Origin of the sequence: Pedobacter chitinilyticus (assembly GCF_003313385.1) — a bacterium.
GTDB classification, from domain to species: Bacteria; Bacteroidota; Bacteroidia; order Sphingobacteriales; family Sphingobacteriaceae; genus Pedobacter; species Pedobacter chitinilyticus.
Genome location: NZ_QMHN01000005.1, coordinates 410,668 through 427,051, shown reverse-complemented (window position 1 = coordinate 427,051; position 16,384 = coordinate 410,668). Strand labels below are relative to the sequence as shown.

Sequence of the window (16,384 nt, the reverse complement as noted above, 5' to 3'; positions counted from 1 at the left end):
TCAGATGAATACTTTAAAATTTAAAACAACCATTAATTGCAGTGCTTGTGTAGCTAAAGTTACACCTGTACTTGACGCACAAGAAAACATCCAAAATTGGGAGGTAGACACTACCAATCCAGATAAAATTTTAACAATTAATAGTAGTGAACTTGATGAGGCAGACCTTGTCAAATCACTACAAAAGATTGGTTTTAAAGCCGAAAAAATTTAAATAGGGCGTCACGTCATTGCGAGGTACAAAGCATCTTAAAGTTAGATCATCTCTTCTCGCAATGACGATCTTAATCATCAATAGACAAAATTAAACCTCTATTTATTTCCCGTCATTAAGTCTGGATAATCGGTAACAATACCATCTACTCCTAGATTTTTAAGGTACTGCATATCTTTAACCGTATTCACCGTCCAGGGAATAATTTTTACACCCGCAGCGTGACATTTATCTACCAAGCCTTTGCCTACCAATGGTAAATAGGGGCTATAAATGGTGGGTGTAAAACCTAGCGCTTTGATGTTATTTTCAAAATCTTCTTTCTCATCTATGCCTAGTGACGTTGGTATTTCAGGGTATTTTTCGTGAACATATTGCAAACTTCGGATGTCAAAGGAATGAATGGTCACTCTTTTTTCTAACTTTTTGGCTTTTACCACCGCCATAATCAGCTCTACAAATTCTTCGGGACTTGGCTGAAATTCACCGTCACCTTTTCTGATCAGTTTAGTTTCGATGTTATAATGGGGTTTGGCCATTTTCCTTTTAGCCACGAAAAACTCAACCTTATCAATCAAATCTGACAAAAGTGGTTTTTCAACCCTGAATTTTTCTTGATGTGGAAAGCGAGGATGTGGTTTAGAACCTACGTCAAACTGTTTCACGTCCTCGTAGTCCATTTTGTAGATATTAAACTTCTTCTCGTTCTTAAGCGTAATTTCTTCACCAGTTGGCGAGGTGCTGATCACATGGTTAAAATAGGGTTCCTGCGACACTACCGCTTGTTTATCTTTTGAAATCACCACTTCCATTTTTAGTGTCGTTGCACCACTCTCCAATGCTTTTATCATAGATGGGACAGTATTTTCGGGCATTAGCCCCCTTGCACCACGGTTACCTTGTATTTCAAAGGTTACCTTTTTTTGTGCTTGTACAACAGTAGTAAGTGTAAATAGGAAAAATAAAATGGGAAATGTGATTTTCTTCATGTGATATTTAGTTAACGGCTAAACCTTCGGAGAATTGCAAGTATAAAGTTTTTCGGCTTAAGAAACCGTTAATTTTCAATCAAAATATTATAACTCTGAGGTTGCCTCTCCGAATAATCGGTACAGGCTGTTACCTGGCAAAGACGGGAATAATGTCGTCACTGCGAGGTACGAAGCAGTCTCAATCCCTTAAAACAAAAAAAGGACTTCAACTTATCGTTAAAATCCTTGGTTTATATTTGATATTTGGTTTAAAAACTATCTTTCTGCAACCGTAAAAATTTGGGCAATGATATTCCAGTTTGCATCTGCTTGACGCTCCCAAATAAATACGTAGTTAAAGCTTTCACGAAGATTAGCTTTATAATCAATGGTAGCGATGCCATAAGTGTAAGCAAAATCACCTCCCAAAGCTTTATCAGCCTGTGTAGTTTTCAAGTTGATTTTATCAATCACCCTGTTATTAAATGCTAAGATATCATCTTTACCAATAATCAAATCTGTTCCTGGGAACATTAAACGTGCATCGGGGTTAATGAAACCAGAAAAAGCTTGAATACCATGAGTTTTTAACATTGTATTTAATGTTTTCTCTGTATTATTGATAATTTCTGTGGCTGCCTTTAAGTCTTTTGAGGTAGCAAATTTAGGACTGTGAGTACCTGTTGGTTCCACAAAAGTGTTTTTAGGTTCTTTACCTTTAATTGGCTTCATGGCTTCAGCACCTAAGTCAATCACAAATTCCCAATTACCATCTTTGCCTCTCCAAACTGAAAGGTAATGTCCATAAGTTTTTTTATCGGTACCTGCTACATAGGTTCCAGAAGTAAAACCCCAATCTCTACTTTTTGATAAGCGGGCGTAGTTAGGTTCCCAAGTCAAATTTTTAGTGTCTACCGCGGTAGCATAAAACTTTTTAGCGTTAACTGGATTTGGGCGAAACACAATGGCATCAGGAGCAGCAAACTCTATGAAAGCGGCATTTACACCATCTTTGGCTGCTTTTTGTGCAAAAGACTTTTCTGCATTAACTAAAGATTTTACGGTGCCATCCGATTTTTGTGCATATACATTGGCACCTATGGCTAGGGCTAAAACTGACAGATATATTTTTCTCATAACAATTTATTATTGTAGTGTGCGAATTTAAATGTTGAATGAATTAGTTGGCAAAAAAGTAATTAACAATTGCACATTTTGACGAGTCAAAAGGCAGAGTTAAGGTTTAAAGAGATGGTTAAGCAGATGGTTTTTCTCTGTAAATGGTTTCCAACATAGTTTGTCCCACAGCTTTCAAGGTATTCCTATCAATGTTGTTCAGGTTATCCAACTGGGTGTGCCAATTGCTATAAAAACCTGCTGCATCTGAATAGTGAATCACATCAATAGCTGGAATACCCGCTTGGTTAATCCAAAAATGGTCGTCGACCAAACTGCCAGAACTTACATTGATGAAATAGTTCCCATAGCCAATTTCGCCAGCAATATTCCATACTTTATTCACTACGTTCGGGGCGTACTTTCTAGAAAGCTCGTCTTGCGTAAATTGTGCATTACTACCCCCAACCATATCCAAGTTAATGGCATATAACGGCTTGTAACCTTTTACATGCGGGTTTTTAGCCCAGTATTGCGAACCAATGCACCAAGTAGTTTCATTAGGAGTTTGATCATTGGCACTGCCGTAATCTTCAATATCCCACAAAATAAAATCAACCCCTACTTCGGGTTGCTTTTCCTTAATTTGACGGGCCATCTCCAAAATTACCGCTACACCACTTGCCCCATCATTAGCGGCTTCAAATGCTTTATCCTTCATGTTCTCATCAGGATCTTGGTCTGAAAAAGGACGAGCATCCCAGTGAGCCGTAATTAAAACTCTTTGGGTTTTTTCTGGATAAAAAGCGGCAATGATATTTTTTAATTGGTGCGTTTTACCGTCGTAAGTTTTTGCAGGTGCTTGTTGAACGGTTACCTGGCCACCGAAAGATTTTAGCTTAGCCACCAAATACTCGGCACACTTTGCATGAGCGGGAGTGGATGGAATACGTGGACCAAAATCAACCTGTGCTTTGGTATAAGCGTAGGCGCTATCCGCATTAAATGCTGGTGAGGTTAATTGAACCTGCTCCACTGTTGTTTCTGTATCTGCAGGTTTATTTTCCTGGCAAGATTGAAAACCAACCAATGTCAAAAATGATACTACCAATATTTGATTTACTTTCATTCTATTTCTTGAATTGCGATGAATATCAATGACGGTTCAACTATATTTTGCTCCAAGTAGTACCTTCTTTACTGTCTTTTAATTGTATACCTATATTTTGTAGTCCAATACGAATAGAATCCGACGTAGCGTAATCCTTATTTTCCTTGGCTTCTTTACGCAGAGCGATAATCATTTCGAGTACTTCATTCATATCTGTATTGCTGCTTTCCTCGTCTTTCAGGCCAAAAATATCGAATACGAAATCGTTCATTAACGTTTTCAGTTCTTCCAATTCAGCTGCAGTGATTTTTGCACTACCATCATAAATGGTATTGATGATGCGAGCCGCTTCAAATAATTCGGCAATAGCTACTGGGCTATTGAAATCATCATTCATTGCATTCACACATTTTTCTCTAATTGGTGCAATAGCAATGTTTCCTTCTGCCGAAGCCGTCAATTTTGGCAGTAAAGCAACAGCATTCATCAATCTTCTGAAACCTTTTTCGGAAGCATCCAAAGCATCATTGCTAAAATCTAGTGTGCTACGGTAATGTGCCTGTAACATAAAAAACTTTACCGTCATAGGACTATAACCCTTACGTAATAAAGGATGGTTACCTGTAAAAAGTTCCTGTGGCAAGAAACCATTGCCTGCCGATTTAGACATGCGTGTACCGTTAACGGTTAACATGTTGGTGTGCATCCAATATTTAGCGGGTTGGTGACTTGAACACGCTTCTGATTGTGCAATCTCATTGGTATGGTGCGTCGCCGCTAAGTCCATTCCACCACCGTGAATATCAAACTCGTTGCCCAAATATTTAGCACTCATGGCTGAACATTCGATATGCCAACCTGGAAACCCCATTCCCCAAGGCGACTGCCATTGCATTAATGTTTCAGGCTTAGCTTTTATCCAAAGGGCAAAATCCAAACGGCCTTTTTTATCATTTTGGCCACTTAGTTCGCGAGTATTTTCCAACAGTTCTTCTAACTTGCGGTTAGTTAAAATCGTGTAATTGTATTTTTGGCTGTATTTCTCTACATCAAAATAAACCGTACCATCTATTTCGTAGGCATAACCATTCGCCAAAATGGCTTTTACCATTTCAATTTGCTCAATAATATGTCCTGTAGCGGTAGGCTCAATGCTTGGCGGCAAGGTATTGAACATTCTCATCACATCGTGGAAACCCAAAGTGTACTTTTGTACAATTTCCATGGGTTCCAACTGCTCCAATTTTGCACGTTTTGCAAATTTATCATCTCCTTCGTCCCTGTCACCTTCCAAGTGTCCAGCATCAGTAATATTACGTACATAACGCACCTTGTACCCGCTGTGGCTTAGGTAACGAAAAATCAAATCGAAAGAGATAAAAGTACGACAGTTACCCAAATGCACATCATTGTAAACGGTTGGTCCACAAACATACATTCCTACGTGTGGTGCATTTAAGGGTGCAAAAACTTCCTTTTTACGGGTAAGTGTATTGTATAACTGTAACTCTTGTATCATGGTTGCAAATGTAAAGTTTTTAGAGATTAATATTCATCATCGCTTTCTAAGGAAAAATTTAATCTCAAATCGCTTCTTACAGGAAAATGATCTGATAGTTTTTCTTTGGAAACGTGGTGGTTGATGACATCAAAGTCTTTGGTGGTTGCGATATAATCGATTTGAAAATTGGGAAATGCTCCGTTGTAGGTTTTACCAAAACCACTACCTTTTTCGATAAAAGCATTTTTTAAAGATTTAGTGATTTGGGTAACGGAATAAGATGCAGGTGTATCGTTAAAATCTCCAGCAATTACAAAAGGTAGTTTACATTTTTGCATTTCGGACTTCATTATTTTCACCTGCTCGCTTCTTCTTTCGAAGGCAGCTTTGAGCATGCTCGCAATTCTTCGAGATGACTTATATTCAGTGTTCATCTTCGTCGTCACTTTGTCAATGTAATCGTAATCTTCCTTTTGGAAAGAAATGGACTGGAAATGGACATTGTAAATCCTAAAGAGCTGCCCTTCTACTTTAATATCGGCATAGATACTTCCATTGCCTGGCATTTGGCTAAACGGCACCTCGCCTTTGTTATCAATCGGATACCGTGAAAAGATGGCTAAACCTGCGGCTTCATAATTATTGTCAACAGAAGGTACGAAATAATAATATTTCAGCTTTAGCCTTTTTTTAACACTGTCGATCAAATCAAATTCACCTTTACGTCGTGTAAAAAACTCTTGAAAACAGATCACATCAGGATTCTGACCTTCTAAGAGTTTAAAAATTTGATCTCTGGTAGAAACATCATTGTTTTCACCATATTTTTTGAACTGGTGCACATTGTAAGTCATCAACCGCACATAATGCTCACTTTCCTTTACCGTAGAACCTTCATCACCAAAAAACTGATAAGTAGCGTTCAAAGGCTTCCATCCAAGTGCCATGATGGCCAACGTTACCAAGGCGAAAATGAACCTGCGTCGGAATGCCCAGAAGATGACAAAAATTAAATTGGCCAGTAAAAAGAATGGATACGCTAATCCAGCAAACGCGATCCAGATATCATTTTGCGGATCGGTTTGTCCAGCAACCATCCCCAAAGCAAGGCCCATAACGGCTAACACCGCCAAAAGGAGCATGAATTTGTCGAATATGGAAAGTTGTAGTTTAGGCATTAGTTTTTACTTGCATCAAAAAGGGTTTGCTTCTCTTTAGCGCTAAGGTTTTCGTAGCCGCTCTTGGAAATTTTGTCCAATATGGCATCTATTTCCGCTTGATTTACTGCACTTGTTTTCTTTTTTGGGGCTTCATTTTTCACCACTTTCAATTTTGGTTTCTTCACCAAAAAGCTACTCAAATCAGTGCCGTTTTGCAAAAGCTTGATGTAGACAAATCCGAAAAATGCACCGCCGAGATGCGCTAAATTTCCACCGATATTCCCTGAACCTGGAGAAGTCCCTATCACATCGATGATGATATATACCAATAATAAGTACTTCAATTTCACATCTCCGAATAGGATCAATCGAATACTGTAATTGGGAATAAGAGTTGTTACTCCACTAAAAATAGCCATTACCGCGGCAGAAGCACCTAGCAGAATAGCTCCATTAGCATTTAGCTGTGGGCTTAAATTATAAATTAAAGCAAAGGTTAAAGCGCCTAAAATAGCCCCTCCCCAGTATACCACTTGAAATTGTCGTGGTTTAAGGAAATCAAGAAATAAGTTTCCCATCCAATACAACCATAACATATTAAAAAGGATATGAAAAATATTCTGATGTAGGAAGGCATAAGTAATCAGCGTATAAAAACGAGTAGGCCATTGGGCAATATCAAACGGGAAAGCCAAATACTGTGCGACCAAGCTGTCGACCGCTCCTTTGGTAAAAAAATTGGCAATGCCCAAAACCAAAAACACTATCGTATTTACGCCAATGTAAAACATGGCGGGATTACCCGATTTAAATAAACGATAAGATAAATCCTTGAAGCTATTGTTATTCATAGTAATCGTAAAATCTGTCCTTATCTTTCCATAGTTTAACCAAAATAAACCCGATTAGCGCACCACCCAAATGAGCAAAATGGGCTATCGAATCGCCTGGTATACGTGCCACGCCCAAGAATAATTCTATAACGATATAAATGGGGATAAAATATTTCGCTTTTACAGGGAATGGAATAAACATCAGCATTAACTCTACATTTGGATACAGTACTGCAAAGGCTGTCATGATACCGAAGACAGCACCTGATGCACCAACCATTGGGAACGAATAATTAGAATAAAGTGTAGCTGCTTGATTTGCGGAGTAAACTGTGGTATCGTATTGACCTTTGGTTAGCATTTCTAAGAATGCCGCATCTTTATTCAAGAAGGAGCCTGTAATTTGGTAAATTTCAATTCCTTGTACCAGCCATTGCAATGCCAAAGCACCCAAACCTGTAATTAAATAAAAATTGATAAATCTCTTCGGTCCCCATTTCTGTTCCAAAATTCCACCGAACATGAAAAGCCCAAACATGTTAAAAAACAAGTGCATAAAATCACCATGCATAAACATGTAAGTAATGGGTTGCCAAACTTGAAACTTGGGCGAATCAAAATAATGAGCTCCTAAATAATCTGATAATTCTTTACCCTGTTGCTCAAAGATCAAAGTGGCTAAGAAAAATATCCCGTTAATGATTAACAGGTTTTTGACTACAGGTGGAATATTGATATTATTCATTGTTATTTTTCAAATTTTTGTGCCAATTCAGCCAAGGTAATGGTCTGTATTGCAGGTTTACCGCTGATGCTAAAGTTAGGGCTTTTACAGGCAAAAAGCTCATCAATTAAGGTGTTCATCTCCTGTTGACTTAAAGCTGTACCTGCTTTAATCGCACTGTTTCTGGCCAAACTTCTTGCCAAAGCATCTCTTTTGGTTAATTTTAATTCTTGTCGAGAGTTTTTGAACCCTTCTATCAGGTGTTCAAAAAGTTGGGTTTCGTTAATATTTGTACTACCTAGATCCACGGGAATGCCTTCAATAACCAGCGTATTTTTCCCGAATTCCCGAACATCAAAACCCAAGCTCTTGATGTCATCCAACAAACTTTTTGCCAATTCAAAATCGCCAGGGCTTAAGGTAACAGTTTGCGGGAACAAACTTTGTTGCGATGCTCCTTTACGATCTTCTAAATGCAGCAAAAAACGTTCATATAAAATACGTTCGTGAGCTGCCTGTTGGTCAATAAGCATGACACCCGATTTAATTTGCGAAACAATATAACGGTTATGAACCTGCATATAATGTTTACTTGGCGAAGCAACCAGAGTTTCTTCTTCTTCCTCCTCTCCTAAATCAATACTGGCTTGCTCTGCTTGTTGAAAGTTGGTGATTTCATATAATGAACCCCAATTTTGCGCTTTTTCCTTCGGATGATACTGCTCCTTAAAATAAGTTTCCTTGGCAGCAGCGGGCTTACTTGCCCCAAAAGGGTTAAAGTCTGGATTAAAAGCAATGCTTGGCGGCACAATATCTTCAGGCGCTTTTGGCGTAATCATATTGCTAAACGCCGTTTCTTGATTAAAATCCAAGGTTGGACTGATATTAAACCTGCCCAATGATCTTTTCACTGCCGAGTGGATAATGGCATAGATGGATTTTTCGTCCAAATATTTGATTTCCGTTTTGGTAGGATGAACGTTCACGTCAATTTTAGAGGGATCTATGTCAATAAAAAGCACATAAAGCGGAAAGTTATCATCAGGCAATAGCTCTTGATAAGCCTTGTTAATAGCATGGTTCAAGTAATTATCCTTAATAAACCTATCGTTCACAAAAAAGAACTGCTCACCGCGAGTTTTCTTGGCAAATTCAGGTTTCCCAATATATCCTTTAAGGTTAATGATCGTGGTTTCTTCCTCTACTGGAATTAAACGTTCGTTGTAATTATTGCCAAACAAATGTACAATACGTTGCTTGATGGTTGCTGCAGGCAGTCGGTAAATTTCATTCCCGTCATGATGCAAGCTAAAAGCAATATGCGGTTTGGCCAAGGCCACACGCTGAAACTCGTCGATAATGTAACGCATCTCCGTTGGATTACTCTTTAGGAAATTACGTCTCGCAGGTGTGTTGTAAAACAGATTTTTTACGCTAATGCTTGTTCCATTAGGTGTTCCTATTGGTTCTTGCTTTACCACGGTAGAACCTTCTATTTCTATTAAGGTTCCTACTTCGTCTTCATGACGTTTGGTTTTCATTTCCACCTGTGCAATAGCAGCTATTGATGCCATTGCTTCGCCTCTAAAACCCATGGTCCTAATGGCAAAAAGATCTTCGGCTTTACGCACTTTTGAAGTAGCGTGACGCTCAAAGCACATGCGGGCATCAGTAACACTCATCCCGCAGCCATTGTCTATCACTTGAATTAATGCTTTTCCAGCATCCTTAACAATGAGCTGTATTTTATCGGCCCCTGCATCTAAAGCATTTTCCAATAATTCTTTTACTGCCGAGGCTGGCCTCTGCACTACCTCTCCTGCCGCTATTTGGTTGGCTACGCTATCGGGTAAAAGTTGAATAATATCAGACATCTATTGTGTTAAGTAAAGCCGCTAATTTAACGAAAATAAGCCTTACAAAAGGAGCCTGTTTCCACTTGACTGATACTAAATGACTTAATATTTACGATTTGACTTGTAATGATTTCATCATAAGCCGATATCTTCTGTCTTTAGTCTTTTCAGTTTTTCTAAAAATAATATTTCCACCGCCTCACTAAACCAATCAAACCGATTACCATCTAACCAACCATCTACATAAAATTGTAAAATCTTAACATAGGTCAATACAAACTAGTTTTAAAATTAAATACCTTTACGTTAACTATAAATTAATCAACAATGAAATTAAAAATCACTTCTATTTTAACGTTAGCTCTCGTAGCTAGCTTTTCTTTTTTCGCATTTAAGCCAAAGGCTGATGTTTACACTGTAGATGTTACCAAGTCTACTATCAACTGGGAAGGCAAAAAATTCTCTGGTTCACACAGCGGTACTGTGTCATTAACCTCTGGAACATTAGGTTTCAACGGTAAAAAATTAACGGAAGGTGGTTTTGTAGCGAACATGACTACTATCCAAACTTTAGATGGTGGCAAACCAAATGCAGGTTTAGACAAGCACTTGAAAAATGACGACTTTTTTGGCGTTGAAAAATTCCCTGCGGCTAATTTTGTAATTAAAAAGGTGGAAGGTAATGGTGCTGATGTAAAAATTACTGGTGATTTAACCATTAAAGGAAAAACCAACCCAATAACTTTTCCAGCAAAGCTTACTTGGAATGCAGACAAAACGGTTACCGCAGTAGCAGAGAAGGTTGCTATCGACAGAACCAAATATGGTATCGAGTACAAATCTAAGTCTATCTTCAGCAGCATCGGCGATAACTTCATCTATGATGAGTTTACTATTGACGTAAAATTGGTAGCAAAAAAATAACCTCCTATTAAATAGATGTTTAGAAAATCCGAGTAATACTCGGATTTTTTTTGTTAAATAAATTAATGTAACTTTATGTAAATCCACTTACGAATTATATACCTTCGCAGCGGTTAACAACGTATTTCATTAAAGCCCGATGCAACAAACACCTTCTTCTAAGATTAACCTCCTTGTCATTGATGATGATGACATTAACATCTTTATCATCAGTAAAATTGTTGAAAAAACCGGGTATGACGTGGAGATTTGCGCCAAACATAATGGCCAATTAGCGATTGACTATATCAAGGATTTAGTTGATAGCCAACAAGCACTACCCCAATTGGTTTTAATCGACATCAATATGCCTATCCTTAATGGTTGGGAATTTATTGAAGCTTTTGAAGCGTTAGATCTTAAAGCAACCAATGACATGTACATGCTCTCTTCATCTGTTTATGAAAACGATATAGAGAAAGCTAAAAGCTACAAATCAGTCAAAGGCTTTATTTCGAAACCGCTGTCTATTGACCGATTAAAAGAGCTGCTAGCTGCTATAGATTAGACGATTATAAATTTATCGCCCTGTAGTTCCACAAAAGCCTGTGTTTTAGATTTGGAATGATAAAAAAGGCATTTCCAATGTTCGGCTGCGGCCTTATGCCCAAACTCGTCCCTTAATTCCATCGCCTTGCGACCATCGTAATCATATTTCGCTATAAACTTCCTGATGAGCTCCTCTGGCTCTGGCAATATATCGCCCCCAAAAAACACCTTATCTTCTCCATCGTCAATTAAAAAAACCTGATGATATGGACAATGTGCTCCCGTCAATTCATAGCTGATTTCGTTGGTCAACTGGCCACTATCTTCTATCAAATGGATTTGGGCATTGCGCTGAACAAAATCAAAAATATCTGTATGGTAAGAAGAAGATTTGCTACTGAAAGCGGTCTCCCACTCTCCTCTTTGCATCACATAAGTGGCATTAGGAAAACTTAATTCCATTTTACCGTGATGATGGTGCACCATTCCGCCCGAGTGGTCGAAATGCAAATGCGACATCAATACCAGCTCTATATCATCTGGATCAAATCCTGCTTTTCTGATATTTTCATGCAAATGGAGCTTACCCTCTTCATTGCTATAACCCAAACCTGTGTCCAACAATAGCAAGCTATTCTCGAGCTTAACCAGAAAAGGCTGTACATGAATAAATAACGATGCAGGTCTATCCTTTGGATTATCCTTGGCAGGATCAAAGGGGATAAATTTTTTACTGGCATCTACCGAATATGAACCCTCTGACAACGTGAAAACTTGAATAGCCATCTTTTTACGAAAGAAATTTAATGATATATTTACGGGTTACAAATATAGAGAACAAGGCGAGGCTTTTTGTAATATTAATGCAAACAAGCTCGTTAATGGAGCAGATACCAATGGAGAAAAGATGGGTTTTTAATGAAAATATTGAGCAGGAAAAGGTTGAGGAGCTTTCCCATCTGTTGACTATTGATAAAAGTTTGGCGGAAATTTTGGTACAAAGGGGCATCAAGACGTTTGAACAAGCCAAATATTTTTTTCGGCCGCAATTAGCACATCTGCATGATCCGTTTCTGATGAAGGATATGGAAACAGCGGTAGAAAGAATTGAAAAGGCCATTGAACTTAAACAAAGTATTTTAATTTATGGTGATTACGATGTAGACGGAACCACCGCTGTGGCGCTTGCGTATCAGTTTTTCCGCAATTTCACTAGCCATATCGATTTCTACATTCCCGACAGGCATACAGAAGGTTATGGCATTTCAACGCAGGGTATTGATTATGCTCATGCCAATGAGGTTGATTTAATTATCGCACTGGATTGCGGCATTCGCTCTAACGACAAAATTGATTACGCGAACAACTTGGGTATTGATTTTATCATTTGTGACCACCACTTGCCTAGCGACGAGATTCCTAAGGCCGTTGCAGTCCTGGATCCAAAACGCGTTGATTGCGAATATCCTTTTAAGGAACTTTCTGGCTGCGGCATTGGCTTTAAACTTGCACAAGCCTACTGCACGTTCAAAGATCTTCCAGATGAACTGTATGAGCAATATTTTGATTTATGCATGGTAAGCATTGCAGCCGATATTGTCCCCATTGTTGATGAGAATAGGGTGTTGGCCTATTATGGTCTTAAAAAACTGAACGAAAACCCTTCTACGGGGTTGAAATCTTTGATGCAAATTGCAGGCAAAACAGATAATTATTCCATTATGGATGTGGTGTTTATGCTGGCTCCGCGCATTAACGCCGCAGGAAGAATGGGGCATGCCAACGAAGCTGTAAAAATGCTCTTAAGCGAAGAAGATTTCATTGCAGATGAACAAAGCTCCCTCATCAATTTACAAAACACCGAACGTAAAAGTTTCGACCAAAACATCACTCTAGAAGCACTTGCCATTATTGAGCAGGATGAAGTACTGATGAATCGAAAAACCACGGTGGTGTTTCAAGAAAGTTGGAACAAGGGCGTGATTGGCATTGTCGCTTCTAGGTTAACCGAGAAATATTACCGTCCAACCATTGTGCTTACGGAATCCAATGGCAACTATACCGGTTCGGCACGCTCGGTGGTTGGCTACGATTTATACGAGGCATTGGTAGAATGCAGTGATTTACTGATCCAATTTGGGGGACATAAATACGCTGCTGGATTAACTATCAGTCCTGAAAACTTACCTTTATTTTCAGAACGATTTGAGCAGGTAGTTTCTAAAAGTATCGACCCAGCATTGCTCATCCCCGAAATTAATATTGATACCACGGTCGATTTTACGCAAATCAATGCCAAATTTTTTAGAATATTAAATCAAATGGCACCTTTTGGACCACAAAACATGGCTCCAATATTTACTACTCACGAAGTAATTTTGGTGGGCACCCCGCAAATTGTGGGGACAAATCACCTAAAAATAAATGTAAAACAACAAAATTCGACTATTTTTGAAGCTATTGGTTTTAACCTTGGAGAATTCGAAAAATTGTTAAAACCAAACCAAGCATTTTCTATTTGTTATACGATAGAAGAAAATAATTGGAGAGACAAAAAACGTTTGCAACTAAACATAAAAGGAATAAAGATTGAAGAGTAAAGATTAAAGAGCAAGGAACAAAGACTTGGGTCCAGCCTTAAATCGTCATTCGTAAATCTAAAATCGTAAATATACATGATTTTAAAAGCCGAGCATCTCATTAAAAAATATAAACAGCGTACCGTTGTTAACGATGTTTCATTTGAAGTGAGCCAAGGAGAGATTGTGGGTTTGCTGGGACCAAATGGTGCTGGAAAAACTACGTCATTTTATATGATTGTGGGCTTAATTAAGCCTAATGAGGGCAACATACTTTTGGATGGTGAGGACATTACCAAAGATGCCATGTACCGCAGGGCACAAAAAGGCATTGGCTACTTAGCGCAAGAGGCCAGCGTTTTCCGCAAATTATCTGTAGAGGATAACATTATGGCTATTTTGGAGATGACTAAGCTTAACAAGGAAGAACGCAAGGAAAAACTGGAAGAGCTGCTTACCGAGTTTAGTTTGCATAAAGTACGTAAAAATCGTGGCGACTTGCTTTCTGGAGGAGAGCGCCGTAGAACGGAGATTGCCAGAGCATTGGCTGCAAGTCCTAATTTTATTTTACTGGATGAGCCATTTGCAGGGGTTGACCCTATTGCCGTGGAAGAAATCCAAAGTATTGTAGCAAAGCTTAAGAAAAAAAATATTGGTATTTTAATTACCGACCACAACGTACAAGAAACACTTTCCATTACCGATCGAGCTTATTTGCTTTTTGAGGGAAAAATCTTGGAATCGGGTACGCCAGAGGTATTGGCCGCTAACGAAATGGTAAGAAAGGTATATTTAGGTTCGAACTTTATTCTACGCAAGAAAAATCTATAAGGAAAACTGATGGCGATAGTAAATTCTATTTTTACGTGGTACATGAAAAAGCGCATCCATCAGATTGAGCTTTTCATGAAATATCCCTTAGATGTACAGGATGAATGGCTGCATACCTTAATTTCAAGTGCTGAAAATACGGAATGGGGCAAACTGTACGACTACAGATCGATATTGAACGTACAACAGTTTAAAGAACGGGTACCCATCCAAAACTACGATACACTGAAGCCTTACATTGAGCGCATGTTACAAGGCGAACAGAACATCCTTTGGCCATCAGAAATTAAATGGTTTGCCAAATCATCAGGAACTACCAGCGATAGAAGCAAATTCATTCCAGTATCTGAAGAAGCTTTAGAAGAATGTCATTTTAAAGGTGGCAAAGACATGCTGTCAATCTATTGCAACAACCGACCAAACACGCAAATGTTTACTGGGAAAGGCTTGGTTTTAGGTGGAAGTCATCAAATCAATCAGCTGTGCGAAGACATTCACTATGGCGATTTATCGGCGGTTTTGATTAAAAACCTACCTATTTGGGCCGAATATTATCGGACCCCTGATATGTCCATTGCCCTCATGGATAATTATGAGGAAAAAATGGATCGCATGGCGGAAGCTACCATCAAAGAAAACGTCACCAATATTTCAGGTGTACCTACTTGGACCATTGTATTGGCGAAAAAGGTGATGGAAATTACTGGTGCAAAAAACTTACTAGAGGTTTGGCCCAACTTAGAAGCCTATTTCCATGGTGCCGTAAATTTCGGTCCGTACCGTCAGCAATTTAAAGAACTGATTCCTTCGTCAGACATGTATTATCTGGAGACTTACAATGCATCTGAAGGTTTCTTTGGTATACAAGATCAATCCCACTCCGAAGAGCTGCTTTTGATGTTGGATTACGGCGTTTACTATGAGTTTCTTCCTTTGGAAAACTTAGAGGATGAAAACCCTAAAACACTTTCTTTAGATCAGGTGGAGCTACATAAAAATTATGCAGTAATTATCAGTACCAATGCAGGTTTATGGCGCTACATGATTGGCGATACCGTCCATTTTACTTCCTTATATCCTTTTAGAATTAAAATTAGCGGACGCACCAAGCACTTTATCAATGCTTTTGGTGAAGAAGTGATTATTGATAACGCTGAAAATGCGTTAACCAAAGCCTGTGCTACCACTAATGCCAAAATTAAAGACTATACCGCCTGCCCTATTTATTTTAGCGGAGATGAAGCTGGGGGCCATGAGTGGATCATCGAATTTGAGCAACAACCTTCCAATTTTGAACAATTTATAGATGTTTTGGATCAGACCCTACGTGAGGTAAACTCGGATTATGATGCCAAACGCTTTAAGGATATGGCATTGAAGCGTCCAAAAGTTCACAATGCTCCAGAAAACACGTTTTATCATTGGATGAAAAACCGTGGCAAACTTGGAGGACAACATAAGGTACCTCGTTTGGCAAACAACAGGGAATATGTAGACGATATTTTGAAGATGATGTAGTGCAAAAAGGTCTATTTGGATTTACTGTTATTTTAGGTAAATTTAAGTAAACAACCAAAAGCAGACCATGAAAACAGTTCAACAAATTTTCGATACCAAACCGCTGCAAATTTTTAGTGTTAGTGCTAACACCTCGGTTTTAGATGCCCTAAAGTTAATGACAGAGAAAAACATTAGCGCCTTATTAATCATGCAAGAAGGGCAATTGCTCGGTATTTTCACAGAACGTGATTATGCCCGAAAAATCGTTTTACAGGGAAAAGCTTCGAAGGACACTCCCATTAGTGAGGCTATGACTGCCAATCCAGTTACGGTAACCTTAGCTGACAGCATTGATTTATGCATGCAAATGATGACCGACAAGCACATTAGACATTTACCAGTGGTGACCGAAAATCAAGCCGTTGGAATGGTGTCCATTGGCGATGTAGTGAAATTCATTATTGCCGACCAAAAACAGACCATTTCACAACTAGAAAGTTATATCAATAGCTAAATTATCCACTAAAAACATCCAC

At 38.7% G+C, this 16,384-nt stretch carries 16 protein-coding genes; 7 read left to right on the top strand and 9 right to left on the bottom strand.

Annotated elements, in window-relative coordinates; all coding sequences use genetic code 11:
• Window positions 1-4 precede the first annotated feature (4 nt).
• A complete protein-coding gene (locus tag DUT70_RS16695) occupies window positions 5-214 on the top strand; it encodes a heavy-metal-associated domain-containing protein (RefSeq protein ID WP_113648485.1) in 210 nt (69 codons plus the stop codon).
• 98 nt (window positions 215-312) lie between these two features.
• On the opposite strand, the gene DUT70_RS16690 is transcribed toward DUT70_RS16695, so the two are convergent.
• The 8 genes from DUT70_RS16690 to mutL form a co-directional block, all read right to left on the bottom strand.
• The gene (locus DUT70_RS16690) at window positions 313-1,203 is read right to left on the bottom strand and encodes a glycerophosphodiester phosphodiesterase family protein (protein ID WP_113648484.1); all 891 of its coding nucleotides are present in this window, start codon (window positions 1,201-1,203) and stop codon (window positions 313-315) included.
• 258 nt (window positions 1,204-1,461) lie between these two features.
• A complete protein-coding gene (locus tag DUT70_RS16685; protein WP_240432166.1) occupies window positions 1,462-2,322 on the bottom strand; it encodes a nuclear transport factor 2 family protein in 861 nt (286 codons plus the stop codon).
• 118 nt (window positions 2,323-2,440) lie between these two features.
• Window positions 2,441-3,430: a M28 family peptidase gene (locus DUT70_RS16680; protein WP_113648482.1), complete on the bottom strand. Its 990-nt coding sequence runs from the start codon at window positions 3,428-3,430 to the stop codon at window positions 2,441-2,443.
• 40 nt (window positions 3,431-3,470) lie between these two features.
• A complete protein-coding gene (cysS, locus tag DUT70_RS16675) occupies window positions 3,471-4,931 on the bottom strand; it encodes a cysteine--tRNA ligase (protein ID WP_113648481.1) in 1,461 nt (486 codons plus the stop codon).
• Window positions 4,932-4,957: 26 nt separating this feature from the next.
• Window positions 4,958-6,091 carry an endonuclease/exonuclease/phosphatase family protein gene (locus tag DUT70_RS16670; protein ID WP_113648480.1) on the bottom strand — a complete coding sequence of 378 codons (1,134 nt, stop codon included), beginning with the start codon at window positions 6,089-6,091 and terminating at the stop codon, window positions 4,958-4,960.
• Window positions 6,091-6,924 carry a rhomboid family protein gene (locus tag DUT70_RS16665; protein ID WP_113648479.1) on the bottom strand — a complete coding sequence of 278 codons (834 nt, stop codon included), beginning with the start codon at window positions 6,922-6,924 and terminating at the stop codon, window positions 6,091-6,093. Before DUT70_RS16665 ends, DUT70_RS16670 begins: the two co-directional genes overlap by 1 nt.
• Complete coding sequence (locus DUT70_RS16660; RefSeq protein WP_113648478.1) at window positions 6,917-7,651, bottom strand: rhomboid family intramembrane serine protease; 735 nt, start codon at window positions 7,649-7,651, stop codon at window positions 6,917-6,919. Before DUT70_RS16660 ends, DUT70_RS16665 begins: the two co-directional genes overlap by 8 nt.
• A 2-nt stretch (window positions 7,652-7,653) precedes the next feature.
• Window positions 7,654-9,504: a DNA mismatch repair endonuclease MutL gene (mutL, locus tag DUT70_RS16655; protein WP_113648477.1), complete on the bottom strand. Its 1,851-nt coding sequence runs from the start codon at window positions 9,502-9,504 to the stop codon at window positions 7,654-7,656.
• A 309-nt stretch (window positions 9,505-9,813) separates the two neighbouring features.
• Between mutL and DUT70_RS16650 the strand changes: the two genes are divergently transcribed.
• A complete protein-coding gene (locus DUT70_RS16650) occupies window positions 9,814-10,410 on the top strand; it encodes a YceI family protein (RefSeq protein ID WP_113648476.1) in 597 nt (198 codons plus the stop codon).
• A 139-nt stretch (window positions 10,411-10,549) separates the two neighbouring features.
• Window positions 10,550-10,957 carry a response regulator gene (locus tag DUT70_RS16645; protein ID WP_113648475.1) on the top strand — a complete coding sequence of 136 codons (408 nt, stop codon included), beginning with the start codon at window positions 10,550-10,552 and terminating at the stop codon, window positions 10,955-10,957.
• On the opposite strand, the gene DUT70_RS16640 is transcribed toward DUT70_RS16645, so the two are convergent.
• Complete coding sequence (locus DUT70_RS16640; RefSeq protein WP_113648542.1) at window positions 10,954-11,718, bottom strand: MBL fold metallo-hydrolase; 765 nt, start codon at window positions 11,716-11,718, stop codon at window positions 10,954-10,956. The genes DUT70_RS16645 and DUT70_RS16640 overlap by 4 nt on opposite strands.
• A 116-nt stretch (window positions 11,719-11,834) precedes the next feature.
• Between DUT70_RS16640 and recJ the strand changes: the two genes are divergently transcribed.
• The 4 genes from recJ (at window position 11,835) to DUT70_RS16620 (ending at window position 16,362) form a co-directional block, all read left to right on the top strand.
• Complete coding sequence (gene recJ / locus DUT70_RS16635; protein ID WP_113648541.1) at window positions 11,835-13,538, top strand: single-stranded-DNA-specific exonuclease RecJ; 1,704 nt, start codon at window positions 11,835-11,837, stop codon at window positions 13,536-13,538.
• 75 nt (window positions 13,539-13,613) lie between these two features.
• On the top strand, window positions 13,614-14,348 hold the full coding sequence (lptB, locus tag DUT70_RS16630) for an LPS export ABC transporter ATP-binding protein (RefSeq protein ID WP_113648474.1): 735 nt from the start codon (window positions 13,614-13,616) through the stop codon (window positions 14,346-14,348).
• A gap of 9 nt (window positions 14,349-14,357) precedes the next feature.
• Window positions 14,358-15,866 carry a GH3 auxin-responsive promoter family protein gene (locus tag DUT70_RS16625; protein WP_113648473.1) on the top strand — a complete coding sequence of 503 codons (1,509 nt, stop codon included), beginning with the start codon at window positions 14,358-14,360 and terminating at the stop codon, window positions 15,864-15,866.
• 67 nt (window positions 15,867-15,933) lie between these two features.
• On the top strand, window positions 15,934-16,362 hold the full coding sequence (locus DUT70_RS16620) for a CBS domain-containing protein (protein ID WP_113648472.1): 429 nt from the start codon (window positions 15,934-15,936) through the stop codon (window positions 16,360-16,362).
• Window positions 16,363-16,384: the final 22 nt, after the last annotated feature.

What these genes read in the sequence shown, in the direction of transcription:
- DUT70_RS16695 (WP_113648485.1), top strand. Translation starts at nt 5, where the DNA reads ATGAATACTTTAAAATTTAAAACAACCATTAATTGCAGTGCTTGTGTA.
- DUT70_RS16690 (WP_113648484.1), bottom strand. Translation starts at nt 1,203, where the DNA reads ATGAAGAAAATCACATTTCCCATTTTATTTTTCCTATTTACACTTACT.
- DUT70_RS16685 (WP_240432166.1), bottom strand. Translation starts at nt 2,322, where the DNA reads ATGAGAAAAATATATCTGTCAGTTTTAGCCCTAGCCATAGGTGCCAAT.
- DUT70_RS16680 (WP_113648482.1), bottom strand. Translation starts at nt 3,430, where the DNA reads ATGAAAGTAAATCAAATATTGGTAGTATCATTTTTGACATTGGTTGGT.
- cysS (WP_113648481.1), bottom strand. Translation starts at nt 4,931, where the DNA reads ATGATACAAGAGTTACAGTTATACAATACACTTACCCGTAAAAAGGAA.
- DUT70_RS16670 (WP_113648480.1), bottom strand. Translation starts at nt 6,091, where the DNA reads ATGCCTAAACTACAACTTTCCATATTCGACAAATTCATGCTCCTTTTG.
- DUT70_RS16665 (WP_113648479.1), bottom strand. Translation starts at nt 6,924, where the DNA reads ATGAATAACAATAGCTTCAAGGATTTATCTTATCGTTTATTTAAATCG.
- DUT70_RS16660 (WP_113648478.1), bottom strand. Translation starts at nt 7,651, where the DNA reads ATGAATAATATCAATATTCCACCTGTAGTCAAAAACCTGTTAATCATT.
- mutL (WP_113648477.1), bottom strand. Translation starts at nt 9,504, where the DNA reads ATGTCTGATATTATTCAACTTTTACCCGATAGCGTAGCCAACCAAATA.
- DUT70_RS16650 (WP_113648476.1), top strand. Translation starts at nt 9,814, where the DNA reads ATGAAATTAAAAATCACTTCTATTTTAACGTTAGCTCTCGTAGCTAGC.
- DUT70_RS16645 (WP_113648475.1), top strand. Translation starts at nt 10,550, where the DNA reads ATGCAACAAACACCTTCTTCTAAGATTAACCTCCTTGTCATTGATGAT.
- recJ (WP_113648541.1), top strand. Translation starts at nt 11,835, where the DNA reads ATGGAGAAAAGATGGGTTTTTAATGAAAATATTGAGCAGGAAAAGGTT.
- lptB (WP_113648474.1), top strand. Translation starts at nt 13,614, where the DNA reads ATGATTTTAAAAGCCGAGCATCTCATTAAAAAATATAAACAGCGTACC.
- DUT70_RS16625 (WP_113648473.1), top strand. Translation starts at nt 14,358, where the DNA reads ATGGCGATAGTAAATTCTATTTTTACGTGGTACATGAAAAAGCGCATC.
- DUT70_RS16620 (WP_113648472.1), top strand. Translation starts at nt 15,934, where the DNA reads ATGAAAACAGTTCAACAAATTTTCGATACCAAACCGCTGCAAATTTTT.